The sequence below is a fragment of the Ruegeria sp. AB11 genome (assembly GCF_056536325.1).
This window is the reverse complement of the sequence record NZ_JBQFJO010000001.1, coordinates 783,096-797,265: the sequence shown is the minus strand read 5'-3', so window position 1 is coordinate 797,265 and position 14,170 is coordinate 783,096. Positions and strand designations below refer to the sequence as shown.

Annotated in this window: 18 protein-coding genes; 9 read left to right on the top strand and 9 right to left on the bottom strand. The window is 54.6% G+C overall.

Going from position 1 to position 14,170, the window contains the following annotated elements; translation table 11 throughout:
* Window positions 1–80 precede the first annotated feature (80 nt).
* Genes tsaD through ACR3EJ_RS04105 form a run of 4 tightly spaced genes read left to right on the top strand, consistent with a single transcriptional unit; the run spans window position 81 to window position 2,830 of the window.
* Window positions 81–1,178, top strand: coding sequence for a tRNA (adenosine(37)-N6)-threonylcarbamoyltransferase complex transferase subunit TsaD (gene tsaD / locus ACR3EJ_RS04120; RefSeq protein ID WP_170542453.1), 1,098 nt, complete (start codon window positions 81–83; stop codon window positions 1,176–1,178).
* The gene (locus tag ACR3EJ_RS04115) at window positions 1,175–2,137 is read left to right on the top strand and encodes an NAD(P)H-dependent glycerol-3-phosphate dehydrogenase (protein WP_170542455.1); all 963 of its coding nucleotides are present in this window, start codon (window positions 1,175–1,177) and stop codon (window positions 2,135–2,137) included. The genes tsaD and ACR3EJ_RS04115 overlap by 4 nt, the downstream gene beginning before the upstream one ends.
* 1 nt (window position 2,138) lies before the next feature.
* Window positions 2,139–2,408, top strand: a complete 270-nt coding sequence (locus ACR3EJ_RS04110) for a YciI family protein (protein WP_170542457.1) — start codon at window positions 2,139–2,141, stop codon at window positions 2,406–2,408.
* Window positions 2,408–2,830, top strand: coding sequence for an EVE domain-containing protein (locus tag ACR3EJ_RS04105; RefSeq protein ID WP_170542459.1), 423 nt, complete (start codon window positions 2,408–2,410; stop codon window positions 2,828–2,830). Before ACR3EJ_RS04110 ends, ACR3EJ_RS04105 begins: the two co-directional genes overlap by 1 nt.
* Window positions 2,831–3,051: 221 nt before the next feature.
* Here the strand turns inward: ACR3EJ_RS04105 and ACR3EJ_RS04100 are convergent, their stop codons facing one another.
* Window positions 3,052–3,393, bottom strand: a complete 342-nt coding sequence (locus ACR3EJ_RS04100) for a DUF2853 family protein (protein WP_170397892.1) — start codon at window positions 3,391–3,393, stop codon at window positions 3,052–3,054.
* Window positions 3,394–3,584: 191 nt separating this feature from the next.
* On the opposite strand from ACR3EJ_RS04100, the gene ACR3EJ_RS04095 reads away from it, so the two are divergent.
* Window positions 3,585–4,232, top strand: coding sequence for a DUF899 family protein (locus tag ACR3EJ_RS04095; protein ID WP_170542461.1), 648 nt, complete (start codon window positions 3,585–3,587; stop codon window positions 4,230–4,232).
* Between the two features lie 4 nt (window positions 4,233–4,236).
* On the opposite strand, the gene ACR3EJ_RS04090 is transcribed toward ACR3EJ_RS04095, so the two are convergent.
* The 3 genes from ACR3EJ_RS04090 to ACR3EJ_RS04080 form a co-directional block, all read right to left on the bottom strand.
* Window positions 4,237–4,986 (bottom strand): extensin family protein, encoded by a 750-nt coding sequence (locus tag ACR3EJ_RS04090; RefSeq protein WP_170542462.1) that lies wholly within the window; start codon window positions 4,984–4,986, stop codon window positions 4,237–4,239.
* Between the two features lie 13 nt (window positions 4,987–4,999).
* Complete coding sequence (gene ahcY, locus ACR3EJ_RS04085) at window positions 5,000–6,388, bottom strand: adenosylhomocysteinase (protein ID WP_170542464.1); 1,389 nt, start codon at window positions 6,386–6,388, stop codon at window positions 5,000–5,002.
* A 101-nt stretch (window positions 6,389–6,489) separates the two neighbouring features.
* Entirely contained in the window at window positions 6,490–6,804 is a 315-nt protein-coding gene (locus ACR3EJ_RS04080; protein ID WP_170471170.1) for a hypothetical protein, read from the bottom strand.
* Window positions 6,805–7,011: 207 nt separating this feature from the next.
* On the opposite strand from ACR3EJ_RS04080, the gene ACR3EJ_RS04075 reads away from it, so the two are divergent.
* From ACR3EJ_RS04075 to ACR3EJ_RS04065, 3 genes are all read left to right on the top strand, one after another.
* Complete coding sequence (locus ACR3EJ_RS04075; protein ID WP_170542466.1) at window positions 7,012–7,605, top strand: HD domain-containing protein; 594 nt, start codon at window positions 7,012–7,014, stop codon at window positions 7,603–7,605.
* A 74-nt stretch (window positions 7,606–7,679) separates the two neighbouring features.
* Window positions 7,680–8,504, top strand: a complete 825-nt coding sequence (locus ACR3EJ_RS04070) for an FkbM family methyltransferase (protein WP_170542468.1) — start codon at window positions 7,680–7,682, stop codon at window positions 8,502–8,504.
* A gap of 50 nt (window positions 8,505–8,554) precedes the next feature.
* A complete protein-coding gene (locus ACR3EJ_RS04065) occupies window positions 8,555–9,523 on the top strand; it encodes a glycosyltransferase family 2 protein (protein ID WP_170542470.1) in 969 nt (322 codons plus the stop codon).
* Window positions 9,524–9,850: 327 nt separating this feature from the next.
* Here the strand turns inward: ACR3EJ_RS04065 and ACR3EJ_RS04060 are convergent, their stop codons facing one another.
* The 5 genes from ACR3EJ_RS04060 to ACR3EJ_RS04040 all read right to left on the bottom strand — a co-directional run bounded on the left by ACR3EJ_RS04060 (window position 9,851) and on the right by ACR3EJ_RS04040 (window position 12,673).
* Window positions 9,851–10,087 (bottom strand): hypothetical protein, encoded by a 237-nt coding sequence (locus tag ACR3EJ_RS04060; RefSeq protein ID WP_170542472.1) that lies wholly within the window; start codon window positions 10,085–10,087, stop codon window positions 9,851–9,853.
* Between the two features lie 431 nt (window positions 10,088–10,518).
* Window positions 10,519–10,848: a sulfotransferase family 2 domain-containing protein gene (locus tag ACR3EJ_RS04055; protein WP_170542474.1), complete on the bottom strand. Its 330-nt coding sequence runs from the start codon at window positions 10,846–10,848 to the stop codon at window positions 10,519–10,521.
* A 65-nt stretch (window positions 10,849–10,913) separates the two neighbouring features.
* Entirely contained in the window at window positions 10,914–11,285 is a 372-nt protein-coding gene (locus ACR3EJ_RS04050) for a sulfotransferase family protein (RefSeq protein WP_170542476.1), read from the bottom strand.
* A gap of 128 nt (window positions 11,286–11,413) precedes the next feature.
* The gene (locus ACR3EJ_RS04045) at window positions 11,414–11,968 is read right to left on the bottom strand and encodes an ActR/PrrA/RegA family redox response regulator transcription factor (RefSeq protein ID WP_010443008.1); all 555 of its coding nucleotides are present in this window, start codon (window positions 11,966–11,968) and stop codon (window positions 11,414–11,416) included.
* A gap of 87 nt (window positions 11,969–12,055) precedes the next feature.
* Window positions 12,056–12,673, bottom strand: coding sequence for an SCO family protein (locus ACR3EJ_RS04040; protein WP_170542478.1), 618 nt, complete (start codon window positions 12,671–12,673; stop codon window positions 12,056–12,058).
* Window positions 12,674–12,762: 89 nt separating this feature from the next.
* On the opposite strand from ACR3EJ_RS04040, the gene regB reads away from it, so the two are divergent.
* Window positions 12,763–14,154, top strand: a complete 1,392-nt coding sequence (gene regB / locus ACR3EJ_RS04035) for a sensor histidine kinase RegB (protein WP_170542480.1) — start codon at window positions 12,763–12,765, stop codon at window positions 14,152–14,154.
* Window positions 14,155–14,170: the final 16 nt, after the last annotated feature.

The window sequence follows — 14,170 nt, the reverse complement described above, 5'->3', positions numbered from 1 at the left end:
GGCGCCTTCGGCCTTGGGATTGTTTGCATCCGCGCGGGGTGATACCCCGCTTGGCAATCATGATGCAACGGATCAGGCCTATGGTGCAAACACTTACCGTCCTCGGACTGGAAAGCAGCTGCGACGATACCGCTGCAGCCGTGGTGCGGCAGTGCACAGGCGCACGGGCCGAGATCTTGTCATCCGTGGTACATGGTCAGACTGAATTGCACAGCGCCTATGGTGGTGTTGTGCCCGAGATCGCAGCGCGTGCGCATGCCGAGAAGCTGGATACTTGCGTCAAACAGGCTCTAACACAGGCCGAAATTGGCTTACGTGATCTGGATGCAATCGCCGTGACAGCCGGGCCGGGCCTGATCGGCGGAGTGATATCCGGCGTGATGTGCGCAAAGGGTCTGAGTGCGGCGACCGGGTTGCCGCTGATCGGGGTGAACCATCTGGCCGGACACGCGCTGACGCCACGCCTGACCGACGGAATTGCCTTTCCCTACCTGATGCTGCTGGTCTCAGGCGGCCACTGCCAATACCTGATCGCGCATGGACCGGAGCAATTTACCCGTCTCGGCGGCACAATCGATGATGCCCCCGGAGAAGCCTTTGACAAGACCGCCCGTCTGCTGGGTCTGCCGCAGCCCGGCGGCCCCTCGGTCGAGGCCGAGGCCCGTACGGGCGATCCCAAACGTTTCCGCTTTCCCCGGCCGCTGCTGGATCGCCCTGGATGTGACCTGTCTTTTTCGGGGCTCAAGACCGCGCTGATGCGGATGCGGGATCAAATCGTAGCCGAGAAGGGGGGGCTGACCCGGCAGGATCGCGCCGATCTGTGTGCCGGATTTCAACAGGCAATCGTCGATACTCTGGCCGAGAAAACCCGCCGCGCGATTACACTGTATCTTGAGGCATCACCGGCTGAACCGGTTATCGCCGTTGCCGGTGGAGTTGCTGCAAATACCGCCATTCGGGCAGCGTTAGAGACTGTTTCTGTGGAAATGGATACCCGATTTACCGCCCCACCTATGGCCTTATGTACCGACAATGCCGCCATGATTGCCTATGCGGGTATCGAGCGATTCCGTGCAGGTGCGCGGGATGGCTTGGACCTGACGGCACGACCCCGCTGGCCCTTGGATCAAACCAGCCCATCGATGCTAGGTGGCGGCAAGAAAGGAGCCAAGGCATGAGCGTTTCAGTTCTTGGATCAGGTGCCTTTGGAACCGCTCTGGCGATATCTTTGGCGGGAAATGGCCCCGTTACGCTTTGGTCGCGGAATCCCGAGCAGGCAAGGCAAATGCGGCAATCGCGAGAAAATGTCGATCGCCTGCCGGGCGTCACGCTGCCAGCCAACATCACGGTGACTGCCGAGATTGAACAGGCGGTGCGGTCCGATGTACTGCTGCTTGCCGTGCCAATGCAAAAACTGCGTAATGCCCTGAACCTTCACGCAGTACGGCTGAGCGGGAAGGTTCTGGTTGCCTGTTGCAAGGGGATCGAACTGTCCACGGGTCTGGGTCCTGTCACCGTCATCCGTCAAACCGTGCCGGACGCCCAACCGGCCCTGCTAACCGGTCCCAGCTTTGCCGACGATATCGCGCGCGGTCTGCCCACGGCGCTAACGCTGGCTTGTGCGGATGCCGAACTGGGCGAGGCGCTTCAGCAAGAGCTGACAACCGCCAACCTACGCCTTTATCGAACCGCCGATACCATCGGGGCCGAGTTGGGTGGCGCGCTAAAGAATGTGATGGCTATCGGTTGCGGCGCGGCCATTGGTGCAGGCCTTGGCGACAGCGCCCGCGCAGCGTTGATCACGCGCGGATTTGCCGAGATGCAGCGCTTTGCCGCTTTGCGCGAGGCCCAACCGGATACGCTTATGGGGCTGTCAGGGTTGGGCGATCTGGTATTGACCTGTTCGTCCGAATTATCGCGAAATTACCGTTTTGGCCTGTGTTTGGGTCTAAACAAGCCGTTTGACAGCACAGCAACCGTCGAAGGCGTCGCCACGGCGCAGGCCATGTCTGAGATCGCCGCAAGTGAAGGGCTGGATATGCCGATCAGTGCAACAGTGGCGAAACTCAGCAGCGGTGCCTACAGTGTCACCGACGCGATTCAGGCCCTGCTGGGCCGCCCACTCAAGGAGGAATAATATGCTCATCGCCCTGATCGCCCGGGATAAAGCCGGGGCCCTGCAAACCCGGCTGGACAACCGTGCGGCCCATTTGGCCTATATCGATGACACTGGTGTGGTGGCGCAGGCCGGGCCGTTGCTGGATGGCGATGCGATGGTAGGATCGCTGGTCATTCTGGATGTCGATGACCTGGCCGCAGCTGAGGCCTGGGCCGCAAATGACCCCTATGCGCTGGCCGGGCTGTTCGACTCGGTCGAGTTGATCCCGTGGAAGAAGGTCATCGGCTGATGGCATACTGGCTGTTCAAATCCGAACCCTCGACCTGGAGCTGGGATCAGCAGGTTGCCAAAGGGGATGCAGGCGAGGAATGGGACGGGGTCCGCAACTACCAGGCCCGCAATTTCATGCGTCAGATGCAGATCGGTGATCGGGGGTTCTTCTACCATTCGCAAAAGGACAAGGCGATTGTTGGCATTGTCGAGGTCTGCGCCGAGGCCCATTCCGACAGCACCACCGATGATGAGCGCTGGGAATGCGTGGATATCAAGGCCGTCCGGCCATTTGCCACCCCTGTTACGCTGGATCAGATCAAGACAGATGAACGTCTGGCTGAAATGGTTCTGGTCAAGAACTCGCGCCTGTCGGTGCAGCCGGTCAGCGATGCAGAATGGCAGGTGATCTGCGGACTAGGTCAGACCGAAGCAGATTGAAAAAAAGGGAAGGCCCTGACGGATGCAGAACCTTCCCTACCCCGCGTGCTCCCAAACTCACCACACGCATACGGAAATCTGTTGGTTCTGACCGTCCTGGTCATGACCTGACCTTAGCCGATTTCAGAACCTCGCTTCAAACGCCAAGTATTTAGAGTTTCATTCAAATACAGAACACCCGCCGGCAGGACCGACGGGTGCTAAGCTGGCTTTAGGCTAGATCAGCTATAGACCGATTCCTTGCCGAAATGCTTGGTGAGCATGTAATAGACCACGGCGCGGTATTTGTTGCGCTCGGACATGCCATAGGTTTCCATGGCCTTGTTGATCCCCTCCATCAGTTCAGGGCCGTCGGACAGGCCCAGCTTTTTGATCAGGAAGTTGTTCTTGACGGTCTCAAGCTCACCTTCCTGGCTGGCTGCCACTGTCGACGCATCCGCGTCATAGATCGCCGGGCCGCAACCGATGGTGACCTTGGTCAGCAGATCCATATCGGGGTCCATCCCGCATTTGCCTTTCAGATCTTCAGCGTATTTGGCGATCAATTCGTCGCGTTTGCCCATGTCCCAGTCTCCTTAATCCATTGTCACGGAAGTTTTTACCGATGCGCAAGAGACTAGCCTTGTCGGCGAAATTCCCAAAAGGGAAAAATCACAAGGTTTCCCCCTAGGCTGAACTTTGCGGGGTTGCGCGATTTGATTTTTCCAGGTTTATTATTTAACATTTTTGTTAATTATTATTCCCGGAGGTCCTCATGCCCGTTTCCCTGCCCAATGAAACCACTGAATACCGATCCGCACGTAACGCACTCCTTTCTGCCGAGCGAGACCTGAGAGCCAAGGTTGAAGAGGTCGCGGCCTTGCGCCGCTCTCTTCCAACCGGGGGCAAAATCCCCGGTGATTATGCGTTCCGAGATCTGGCAGGCGAGGATGCGCCGTTGTCTTCGCTGTTTGGTGATAAGGACACGCTGATCATCTATTCGCTGATGTACGGACCTAATGCGGAACGCCCCTGCCCAATGTGTTCAGCGTTTCTGGATGGACTGAACTCTCAGATCCACCATCTGATACAGAAAGCCTCGGTTGCCGTGGTGGCGCAGAACACGCCTGAAAAACTCTCGGCGCTCAAGGATGAGATGAGTTGGAATGCGCTGCCGCTCTATTCTGCACTGGGGACGAATTACCAGAGCGACTATCTGGCCCAGACCGAAGGGGGCGATCAGCTTCCTATCCTGAATGTCTTTCAGCGCCTCCCGGATGGCATTCATCACTTCTGGAGTTCCGAGCTGTTCTTTGAACCCAGCGACTGGCATCCCCGGCATGTGGATGCAGCTTGGCCTTTGTGGAATGTACTGGATTTCACACCACAGGGCCGCGGAGATTTCATTCCTTCATTGCGCTGAGGTACTATCGGCAGTAGCCCCAGCCAGGCCCCTGCAGGTGAAAGTGATCGGCATGCAAGCGGTTGTAGTCAGGGCCAAGTACTACGTGGAACCAGTCACAGGCTCCGCGCCCGATCCGACGCAGGAAATCGGCCTCGGGGCCGTCGGTACCCCAGTCTGACAGCAGGTTCAAGCTGCGCCCATCCGAGAGGTCCAGCCCGACGATATCGATCGCGTCCGCAGTGGCGTGGCTGCTCCAACCATTGTCTTGTCCTTGCGCGGTGCGCATCCGGCGGCAATTATAGCTGCCAATCTGGCGCAATCGGCTGACTGCGGTACCTAATACCTTCTCTGCGGCAGGCTGCACCACATGATGTTCCCACATGGCAAGCCGTAAGGTGGTGGCGCACCGGGTCTCAATCGCCGCGATCCGTGCTTTCACCAAGTTGGTCAATCGGCCCCGCCCCGCAATCCCACAGTTCTCTTCCACGACCAGATCTTCCATCGGTTCAAACTGTACCCCAGCCTCAGCCAGAGCGGCGCGGCACATGACGTCATCCGCCAGCGCTCGGTTCAGTTGATAGGTTGTGACCGGAGTCACCGGCGCAGTCACGGTCAGCTCACGCAGCGGGTTCCAGTACGGGGGCACAGGGGTGTTGGGATGGGCAAGCAGCCACCAAACGCCTCCGACCAACACGATCAACAGCGTTAAGAGGCCAAAAAGAAAAGACGCCGCCGAAAGCAGGATTCGGCGGCGTCTGGAAGGCTTGGTCATGCGTCTTTCGCACTTAGTAGCGGTAGTGTTCCGGCTTGTAGGGGCCTTCGGGTTTCACCCCGATATAGGCCGCCTGATCGCTATCCATCTGGGTCAGCTTCACGCCGATGCGGTCCAGATGCAGACGAGCGACTTTTTCATCCAGATGTTTGGGCAGGATGTAGACTTCGTTCTTGTACTCATCGCCCTTGGTGAACAGTTCGATTTGCGCCAGAACCTGGTTGGTGAACGATGCCGACATCACAAAAGAGGGGTGCCCCGTGGCATTGCCGAGGTTCAGCAAGCGGCCTTCGGACAGCAGGATGATGCGGTTGCCCGAAGGCATCTCGATCATATCAACCTGTTCCTTGATGTTGGTCCATTTGTGATTCTTGAGGCTGGCAACCTGAATTTCATTGTCGAAGTGACCAATGTTGCCAACAATGGCCATGTCCTTCATCGCGCGCATATGCTCGATGCGGATCACGTCCTTGTTGCCGGTGGTGGTGATGAAGATATCCGCGCTGGCAACTTCGTCTTCCAGCAGGGTGACTTCGAACCCGTCCATTGCAGCCTGCAGGGCGCAGATCGGGTCAACTTCGGTGACTTTCACGCGCGCACCAGCGCCGCGAAGCGAGGCAGCCGAGCCTTTGCCCACGTCGCCATACCCGCAGACTACGGCAACCTTACCGGCCATCATGGTGTCGGTGGCGCGGCGGATGCCGTCTACCAGCGATTCCTTGCAGCCGTATTTATTGTCAAACTTTGACTTGGTGACCGAGTCATTCACGTTGATCGCCGGGAACGGCAGGTGGCCGTCTTTCACCAGCTGATACAGGCGGTTCACGCCGGTGGTGGTCTCTTCGGACACGCCTTGGATCTGTTCGCGCATTTTGGTGAACCAGCCCGGAGACGCGGCCATGCGCTTGGCGATCTGCTTTTTGATCACTTCTTCCTCTTCCGAACCCGGAACAGGGATGATGTCCTCACCTGCCTCGGCCCGTGCGCCCAGCAGGATATACAGCGTGGCGTCGCCACCATCGTCGAGGATCATGTTCGGGCCATCTTCGAACAGGAAGGATTTGTCCAGGTAATCCCAATGCTTTTCCAGCGTCTGGCCTTTGATCGCGAAGACCGGGATGCCGGCCTCGGCAATTGCAGCGGCCGCGTGATCCTGCGTTGAGAAGATATTGCACGATGCCCAGCGCACATCCGCGCCAAGCGCCACCAGCGTTTCGATCAGAACTGCGGTCTGAATAGTCATGTGCAGCGAACCCACGATCCGGGCACCACTCAGTGGTTTGCTCTCACCATATTCTGCGCGCAGGGCCATCAGGCCTGGCATCTCCGTTTCGGCGATATCCAGCTCTTTGCGGCCAAACCCGGCCAGCGAAATGTCTTTGACGATATAGTCCCCGGCCATCAGGTGCTCCACTCCGGTAAATCTTGATCCGGGCTGCCCTAGCATTCATTGGGGCAGGTGGCAACGCAGGTGGCCGGGGTTAATTCCTGACACTGAAAATATCAGCTTGGCGTACCCTCAACTTTGATCTTTGGGATCGCTTCAAAAAAATCCGTGCCAACGGCGACAATGCAACTGATGCCGTTTGCTTGGGTCACCAGGACGGTATAGCTTCCTGTTTCCTTCGAGGTCCAAACCTCCATGACCGACTGTGTACCACGAGACTTCTGAAGACCACCAAAGGCTAATTCCTCGGCATAACTGTCTTGCAGTTTGGTAATCACGTGCTCGCGTTCTGCACAATTTTGTGCAAATGCAGGCGGTGCAGTTGCAGCCATTCCAAAGGCGAGGGCGGTAGCAAATAAACGCTTGAACATAACAAGCTCCTTTCGATACGAGTTTCGCTTCGAGAGGGGCGCAACTGGGAGGAGTCTGCACCCCCCTCAGTCCTTAATGTCGGGATCGTATCGCACCGGTTCAAAGCACGAATGCTCAAGAAACTGTTGGCAGCATGTGATCCAGACAGGTACATCATAGCATAAGAACACGGATAAAACGTGTCCTAGTTCACAAGGCATGGCAAAATGGCAACACAACCCAGAGCGTGGCAAAGAATGCTGTCGGGACGGCGGCTGGATTTGCTGGACCCGACACCGGTGGATATCGAAATCGAAGATATCGCCCACGGGCTCGCCTTTGTAGCACGCTGGAACGGTCAGACCAACGGGGATTTCGCCTATTCCGTGGCCGAACATTCCTTGCTGGTGGAACAGCTTTTTGGGCGCATCGCACCAAATGCACCAACAAAATGGCGATTAGCGGCACTGTTACACGACGCGCCCGAATATGTGATCGGAGACATGATTTCCCCGGTCAAATCTGCGGTCGGCCCGGATTATGGCGCGCTGGACGACCGGTTGGCAGCTGCAATCCATATCCGTTTCGGGTTGCCTGCCGCGGTGCCGCAAACGGTGAAGCGCCAGATCAAAAAAGCCGACAAGATCAGCGCCTGGATGGAAGCGACACAAATCGCGGGCTTTTCAGATACTGAGGCGACAAAATTCTTCGGCCGCCCCGACAAGCCAATTCTGGAGGGGCTGCAGATCAAGCTGCGCCCTCCCATCGAGGTAAGAGAAGCATATACCAAACGGCATCAGGAGTTACTGGACAGCCTCTAAGTCACCAATAGATCGGAGTTGCGGCCTGTGCTAATTTGCCATCAAAACAAGACTATAGCCGGGCACGGGTTCTAATGAGCGATGCAGACAGTCAGGTATCGGTACCGAAGGCGCGATTGGATTACGCCAACACCTGCTTACGTGAGGCCTACAACCTCACAGGCCGCGGTCGGGTGCGCAATCTGATCCGAAAATCACTACTGCCGCAGATGGTCACCTACCGAAACTTGAACATCCATCTGCATCCCTATGACAATTTCAGTGAGTTTGTACTCTGGCGAAAAGGGCGATCTCCGGAAGAGCTTGAGCTGAATTGGCTGAAAGAGACCTTTGAAGGGAAAACACTCAAGGTCTTGGATATTGGCGCTAATTTTGGTCTTTACTCGTTGTTCTTTGCGTCAATCCTCGGCCCAGACTCCCAAATTTCTGCGTTCGAGCCAAACCCGGTGCTGGCGGATCGCTTGTCTAGAAACTGTGCGTTGAACGGTTTCGGCAACGTCGATCTGAACACGTTCGCCATCTCGGACGAATCTGTCGAAGCTGCGCTCTCGATAGAGCTTCGCGGCGATACGGCCACCAATCTGGGTGAAGGGCGATTGACGAATGACATGGCATGCGTGGACAATTCAAAATACCAACTCATTCAAGTGCAAACCCGAACACTGTTAGAGCTAAAACATCTATACGGAGCGGACTTTATCAAGCTGGATGTTGAAGGGCACGAGCCGCGCATCCTCACGCCCTTCCTTGCGGCTGCCGACGACGACGCGCTCCCGTGCTATTTACAACTGGAAACTGTCAATCTCGGTACAGGTGCGAAAAGCCTGTTTGCTGCTCTGGCAGTTCGTGGATATGAAAATTCCTTTCAAACCCAGCGCAATATCATCTTCAGAAGGTAAGCTGTGCATCAAGGATCACCGACCATAAACAAGCCTAGGGTCGAACCGGCATGAATGTTGGGTTGTTTTCCTGTGCAAAGAATGAAGGGCCATTCATTCTTGAGTGGGTCGCTTATCATCTGCTGATCGGGTTTGATCCGATCCTGATCTACAGCAATGATTCAACCGACGGTACGACCGAACTGCTTGATGTACTTGATAAAAACGGGGTTATTTCTCATGTTTTACAAGATCTGAAACCGGGCGATATCCCCCAACATGAGGCCGCTGAGAAGGCCTATTTGCATCCATCGCTCATTTATGCCGATTGGTTGATGTGGCTCGATAGTGACGAATTCCTCTACTGTTCAGGTCCTAACAATCAAGTCTCAGATCTGATCAATCGCTGTCATGGAAAAGCGGAAGGTATCGCGGTGAACTGGCTGGTCTTCGGAGACGGGCATCATGCGACCTGGGAGCCCGGACTGATCACCCAGCGCTTTCTGAGGCGCGCCGAGAATGACCATCGCCTGCATCAACGCTATAAGACGCTCTTTCAGACCTCCGAAAAGATACGCGGGTTCGGTATTCATCGACCCCATTTATTTAAAGGTTTTCAGCAAGACGGGGGGCAATTCGTCAATGCATCCGGGCATCCCATGCATGACGATATTTATCGCTCTGGCGTGCGTCGGCGACACGCGTTCGGAGCGGCACCCGAACATCTTGTCTCGCACGATTGGGCGGCCGTTTTTCACTACCCGGTGAAAACACGCGACAGTTTCGAGCTAAAGCGCCTGCGGGGTCAGGGCACTAAACCAATTGATGCACCTGACCGGTACAGCCGGTTTCGCGAACGGTATTGGAAGAAATACAATCAAAACAGTATCGTGGATGACAGAATGCTGGCGGTGGGTGACAAGCTGCAAGCGAAAATGGACGCGTTATTGGCGATTCCCAATGTCTCGCACGCACACTCATATTGCCTCAAGGTTTATGCGCAGCGTATTCCGGAGCGATCACAACATCCCACACTTTGATTTTTAAAGCGGCATAAAGATCGGAAATTTCCAATATAGCCTGAGTGATCGGGTAACTTACTCGAAAAAATCAGTTCTCGAATTGAGGCACCGAAGACTACAAGGTCTCCGAATTTGAAACCATAGATCTCGGTGGGCGATCCAGTAATGCGCCGGTTGGGGATTTGGGGCCGGTTTTGACCGCTGGCTCAATTACGCAAAGATCATTCCGAAGGCATTGGTAATTATCGTTACAGATCTAGAATCGCTCTATTGCCCGCCGGATGACATCACCTTCGGCGGACAAACATACACCCTTTACCAAAGTCTGCAGCCTCGATCGACCACTTAGCCTAAGTCGAAGATATCTGTTGGCAAAATGGCTGCAGGAATCTCAATATCAGCCATTGCTTCCTCAGGAAGAGTAAGATCCGGCAAATCCGGCGCTTCAATGGGGAACACATGCTCAGGAAGCTCGGGCATACCGGCATCTGCAGGTGGTCCCACTTCGGGAAAATCGATGCCTAATTCGAAGAGCTTCTCGATTGCTTTCTGCGAAGGGTTTGGTCTCATGTCCGGTTTCATATCGCTTGATCCTCTGAACGGTTTGCCTGACCTGCCTCTTACTTGACGGCATTGTTGCAACTACAACGCTAAGATGGTGCCACAGATAATCTAAACACTATTTGAACACATTGTTCATACTGCGTTAACATTGTTCAAAATAGGTCAACAATATTGTTGCCGCGAGGTGCATGCGGCTTAATCCAGAGTAAACGATTAAATTAATTTCATAGTTTTCTACGGGCTGTGTTTGTCAAAAATTCGCTTCATTGTCCTACGATGCATGTTCAGGTAGCAGACCCCTTCCGAAACATATGTGCCCAAATCCGATCCACACACCCCAAGTATCCTTCGAACCAAAAAACTACCCTTGGTCTCCAAGGCGACTTAGAGCTTCGTTAAATATCATTTTTTACAGCGAACTTGGATCAAACGGCCAATATCGCTCAGCGTCAGCTAAACCGTGTTTTTACGTTTTCGAACATCTCAAAATCCATCGAGAACGCGGATTCAAGGTTCATATGATCAGTTCTCGTCAAGCTCTGTATGGCGTCTTTGGAAGAAGAAGAGTGTCCTAATGAGCTGCGGGTATCCTGCATCTCAGTTTGGTTTCCAAAAATCTCATAAGAGATATGCTCCACCGCCGTATTCAGATCGTCAACGCGACCAATAAAATCGAAATCGATGAAATCAAAACTGATTTCTTTGCGTTGCGGACGCCAGTGACGGTTCAAGTCACGTGCAGTTTCGTCATGCGCAATGATGTCGAGAAAGTCTGACAATCCGAGATCACCATCTGGTTCTCTACCAACATGCCGCAGAAACTTCTCTTTTTGACCCGGGGTTTTTAATAGATACCCAAAAAAGCACTGAGCGTGCGCGCAGTCGGGTGACGAACGACCGAGAAGCAAAACCGTGTTCTTTCTTCTAGCGCTTCAATTGCTGACGGGACATCCAACGCCTTCCTTCCAGTCTTGATCAGCGATTTCGGCGGGTTGTGTATGCTTTTCATATCAATCTGCATTGAACCACCGGCCTGCGCATTCAACCTGTGCAGCAAAGTGGCAATAACCGTTGAACAGGCGCATTTATGATTTTTCATATACAGAAATGTACGCACTGGCGGATCAAACGCCGGCATATGAACGATTTGCAAAAAATGCCTTTGATGGTGGTAGTTTTTGAGAATATCTGAGGCACTGGGCGCGTTCGATTCCATCAAGATATCCCTTTACCCCGAGTTTTCGACCTAGTTGGTTTCAACTACTGAAAGACACCTGGAGCTTCTGAGAAACGCAGTTGCTCTGCGATATACCTCAGGATTTGCAAATTTACCTATGAGATGACCTATCGTGGGCTGCGCTTCGCCAAAATCCGCTGCAACGTCCTGCGGTGCATGTTCAGGCGGCGCGCTGTTTCCGAGACATTGCGATCACACAACTCATACACACGCTGGATATGTTCCCATCGAACACGGTCGGCACTCATGGGGTTTTCCGGCGGCGGGGGCATTTCGTCACCCTTTGCCAACAATGCGTTGGTGATATCAGTCGCGTCGGCGGGTTTGGACAGATAATCGGTCGCGCCAATCTTGACCGCTGCGACTGCAGTGGCGATGGCTCCATACCCGGTCAGAACCACAACCCGGCTGTCCGGGCGCTTTTCACGCAGAACTTCGACCACATCAAGCCCGTTGCCATCCTCAAGCCGCAGATCAACCACTGCATATGCGGGTGGTCGTGCGGTCGATATGGCGCGGCCTGCTGCGACAGAGCCTGCGGTCTCAACCTCGAATCCACGCTTTTCCATGGCCTTGGCCAGACGTCTCAGAAACGGCTCGTCATCATCTACCAGAAGCAGCGATTTATCGGGGCCGATTTCAAGCTGGGAACTGTCTGCCATATGTTGGTCTTTCCGCTATTTCACGCATTTTGGCTTTAACATGAGTAATAGCAGCGCCATTCCAAAGGTCAAACCGACTGTTGCGCGTTAAATCTTGTCAAGGAAACAACCAACCTTGTCCGCCATCTGTTCGGCGGTATCATCACGCTTGAAGAATTCAAGGAAACCGTCCTCGGGCGTGACCAGGTATGTGAAAGTCGAGTGATCGACCAAGTAGTACTCATCGCTTTTGTCATGCGCTTTGTAGTAGGTTTTGTAGGCCTTGCTCGCGGCTTTGACTTGTTCGGGTGAGCCAGTCAAGGCGATCATACGTTCATGCAGGTTGAACGCGTAATCATCCAATACTTCGGGCGTATCGCGGTCAGGGTCAATTGAAATAAACAAGGGCGTCACCGACTGGCCGCGTTCGGCAAGCAGGTCAACCGCTTCGGCATTGCGGGACATGTCGAAAGGGCAGACATCGGGGCAGAACGTATATCCGAAATAGATCAACGTTGGTTCGGTGATCACATCCACGTCAGTCACCCTTGCACCCTTGCTGTTGACCAGCTCGAACGGTCCACCGATCGCAGCGCTGCCGCCTGCGATCTGGCTTGAACGGCACTGGGCAAACTTGTCATCCGAACCGCTGCGTGTCAGCAGCCACATTGCACCCAGACCAACGGCCAGAACAACAGTTGCGAGTATGGCATAAAGACGGAGCATGACGGCTATCCTGAGACGAAGGTTGTTGATCGGTTCGGTCGGCACTCCTATCAACGTTGTGGGCCGACGCAATAGGACATAATCGACAGATGACGGATTCCAACACCAGCCTTTGGCGCGGGCAAGAACGCAGCACCTGGATCAGGTTGCGGACACTGATCCTGTTGCGATGGGTGGCCATCATTGGACAGTTCACGGCAATCACAGTCGCGCAACAATACTATAATGTGCAGCTCGAGCTTGGCCTGTGTTACTTTGCCATTGGCGTTTCCGTCATGGGCAATCTGACAGCGATCCTGTTGTTCCCCGAAAACAAGCGCCTGTCCGAGTTCGAGAACTTTCTGATGGTGCTGTTCGATCTGCTGCAACTGTCGATACTGCTCTATTTGACTGGCGGGCTGAACAATCCTTTTGCGCTACTGTTGATCGGGCCGGTGACGATTTCAGCCAATGTGATGAGCACGCGTTCAACCCTGATCATCGGCAGCGTAGCGGTGATCCTGACAACATTGCTGGCACAGTTTCACCTGCCGCTGCGTACCAATCTGGGCCTTGTTTTGGATATCCCTGACATATTGTTGTTCGGAAACTGGGCCGCAATCATCATCGCCATTATATTCATCGGCGCCTATTCCCATCGTATCAGCTCAGAAGTGCAGTCGATGTCCGAGGCGCTGTCGGCCACGCATATGGCACTGGCGCGCGAACAAAAGCTCACCGATCTTGGCGGCGTCGTCGCAGCCGCTGCGCATGAGTTGGGGACACCTTTGGCCACGATCAAGCTGGCCAGTTCAGAGTTGATCGAAGAGCTGGACGATCGCCCCGAACTGAAAGAAGACGCGGCTTTGATCCGTGAGCAGGCCGACCGTTGTCGCGATATATTGCGTGACATGGGACGGGCCGGAAAAGATGACCTTCACCTCCGACAGGCACCTTTGTCGACGGTGATCCACGAATCTGCAGAACCGCATATCAACCGGGGCAAGCAAGTGCATTTCGAAGAGAAGCCGGTTGCCGATGGCGATGTTCAGCAACCCTCAATTCTGCGCAAGCCCGAGATCATTCACGGATTGCGCAATTTAATCCAGAATGCTGTGGATTTTGCACGGGCAAATGTCTGGATCGAGGCTGAATGGACCTCGGATCAGATCAGTGTTTCGATAATGGATGACGGTCGCGGATATCCCTCACACATTATCGGACGAATTGGCGATCCGTTCATGCGCCGCCGCCGGGCCGACCGCAGCAGCCGGCCCGAATATGAAGGCATGGGGCTTGGATTGTTCATTGCCAAAACCCTGCTCGAGCGCAGTGGCGCCGAGCTTTACTTTGCTAATGGCGCAGACCCGTATCAAACTTTGACAGATCGGCAGGAACGCAAAGGGGCAATCGTCAAGGTAATCTGGCCGCGCAAACTGATTGATGCGCAAACAGGCGACACGCCAGTCCCCTCGGGCGCAAACCAACCCTTCCAGATCTAAGTTAAGATCCCGTTAA

What these genes read in the sequence shown, in the direction of transcription:
- tsaD (WP_170542453.1), top strand. Translation starts at nt 81, where the DNA reads ATGGTGCAAACACTTACCGTCCTCGGACTGGAAAGCAGCTGCGACGAT.
- ACR3EJ_RS04115 (WP_170542455.1), top strand. Translation starts at nt 1,175, where the DNA reads ATGAGCGTTTCAGTTCTTGGATCAGGTGCCTTTGGAACCGCTCTGGCG.
- ACR3EJ_RS04110 (WP_170542457.1), top strand. Translation starts at nt 2,139, where the DNA reads ATGCTCATCGCCCTGATCGCCCGGGATAAAGCCGGGGCCCTGCAAACC.
- ACR3EJ_RS04105 (WP_170542459.1), top strand. Translation starts at nt 2,408, where the DNA reads ATGGCATACTGGCTGTTCAAATCCGAACCCTCGACCTGGAGCTGGGAT.
- ACR3EJ_RS04100 (WP_170397892.1), bottom strand. Translation starts at nt 3,393, where the DNA reads ATGGGCAAACGCGACGAATTGATCGCCAAATACGCTGAAGATCTGAAA.
- ACR3EJ_RS04095 (WP_170542461.1), top strand. Translation starts at nt 3,585, where the DNA reads ATGCCCGTTTCCCTGCCCAATGAAACCACTGAATACCGATCCGCACGT.
- ACR3EJ_RS04090 (WP_170542462.1), bottom strand. Translation starts at nt 4,986, where the DNA reads ATGACCAAGCCTTCCAGACGCCGCCGAATCCTGCTTTCGGCGGCGTCT.
- ahcY (WP_170542464.1), bottom strand. Translation starts at nt 6,388, where the DNA reads ATGGCCGGGGACTATATCGTCAAAGACATTTCGCTGGCCGGGTTTGGC.
- ACR3EJ_RS04080 (WP_170471170.1), bottom strand. Translation starts at nt 6,804, where the DNA reads ATGTTCAAGCGTTTATTTGCTACCGCCCTCGCCTTTGGAATGGCTGCA.
- ACR3EJ_RS04075 (WP_170542466.1), top strand. Translation starts at nt 7,012, where the DNA reads ATGGCAACACAACCCAGAGCGTGGCAAAGAATGCTGTCGGGACGGCGG.
- ACR3EJ_RS04070 (WP_170542468.1), top strand. Translation starts at nt 7,680, where the DNA reads ATGAGCGATGCAGACAGTCAGGTATCGGTACCGAAGGCGCGATTGGAT.
- ACR3EJ_RS04065 (WP_170542470.1), top strand. Translation starts at nt 8,555, where the DNA reads ATGAATGTTGGGTTGTTTTCCTGTGCAAAGAATGAAGGGCCATTCATT.
- ACR3EJ_RS04060 (WP_170542472.1), bottom strand. Translation starts at nt 10,087, where the DNA reads ATGAAACCGGACATGAGACCAAACCCTTCGCAGAAAGCAATCGAGAAG.
- ACR3EJ_RS04050 (WP_170542476.1), bottom strand. Translation starts at nt 11,285, where the DNA reads ATGGAATCGAACGCGCCCAGTGCCTCAGATATTCTCAAAAACTACCAC.
- ACR3EJ_RS04045 (WP_010443008.1), bottom strand. Translation starts at nt 11,968, where the DNA reads ATGGCAGACAGTTCCCAGCTTGAAATCGGCCCCGATAAATCGCTGCTT.
- ACR3EJ_RS04040 (WP_170542478.1), bottom strand. Translation starts at nt 12,673, where the DNA reads ATGCTCCGTCTTTATGCCATACTCGCAACTGTTGTTCTGGCCGTTGGT.
- regB (WP_170542480.1), top strand. Translation starts at nt 12,763, where the DNA reads ATGACGGATTCCAACACCAGCCTTTGGCGCGGGCAAGAACGCAGCACC.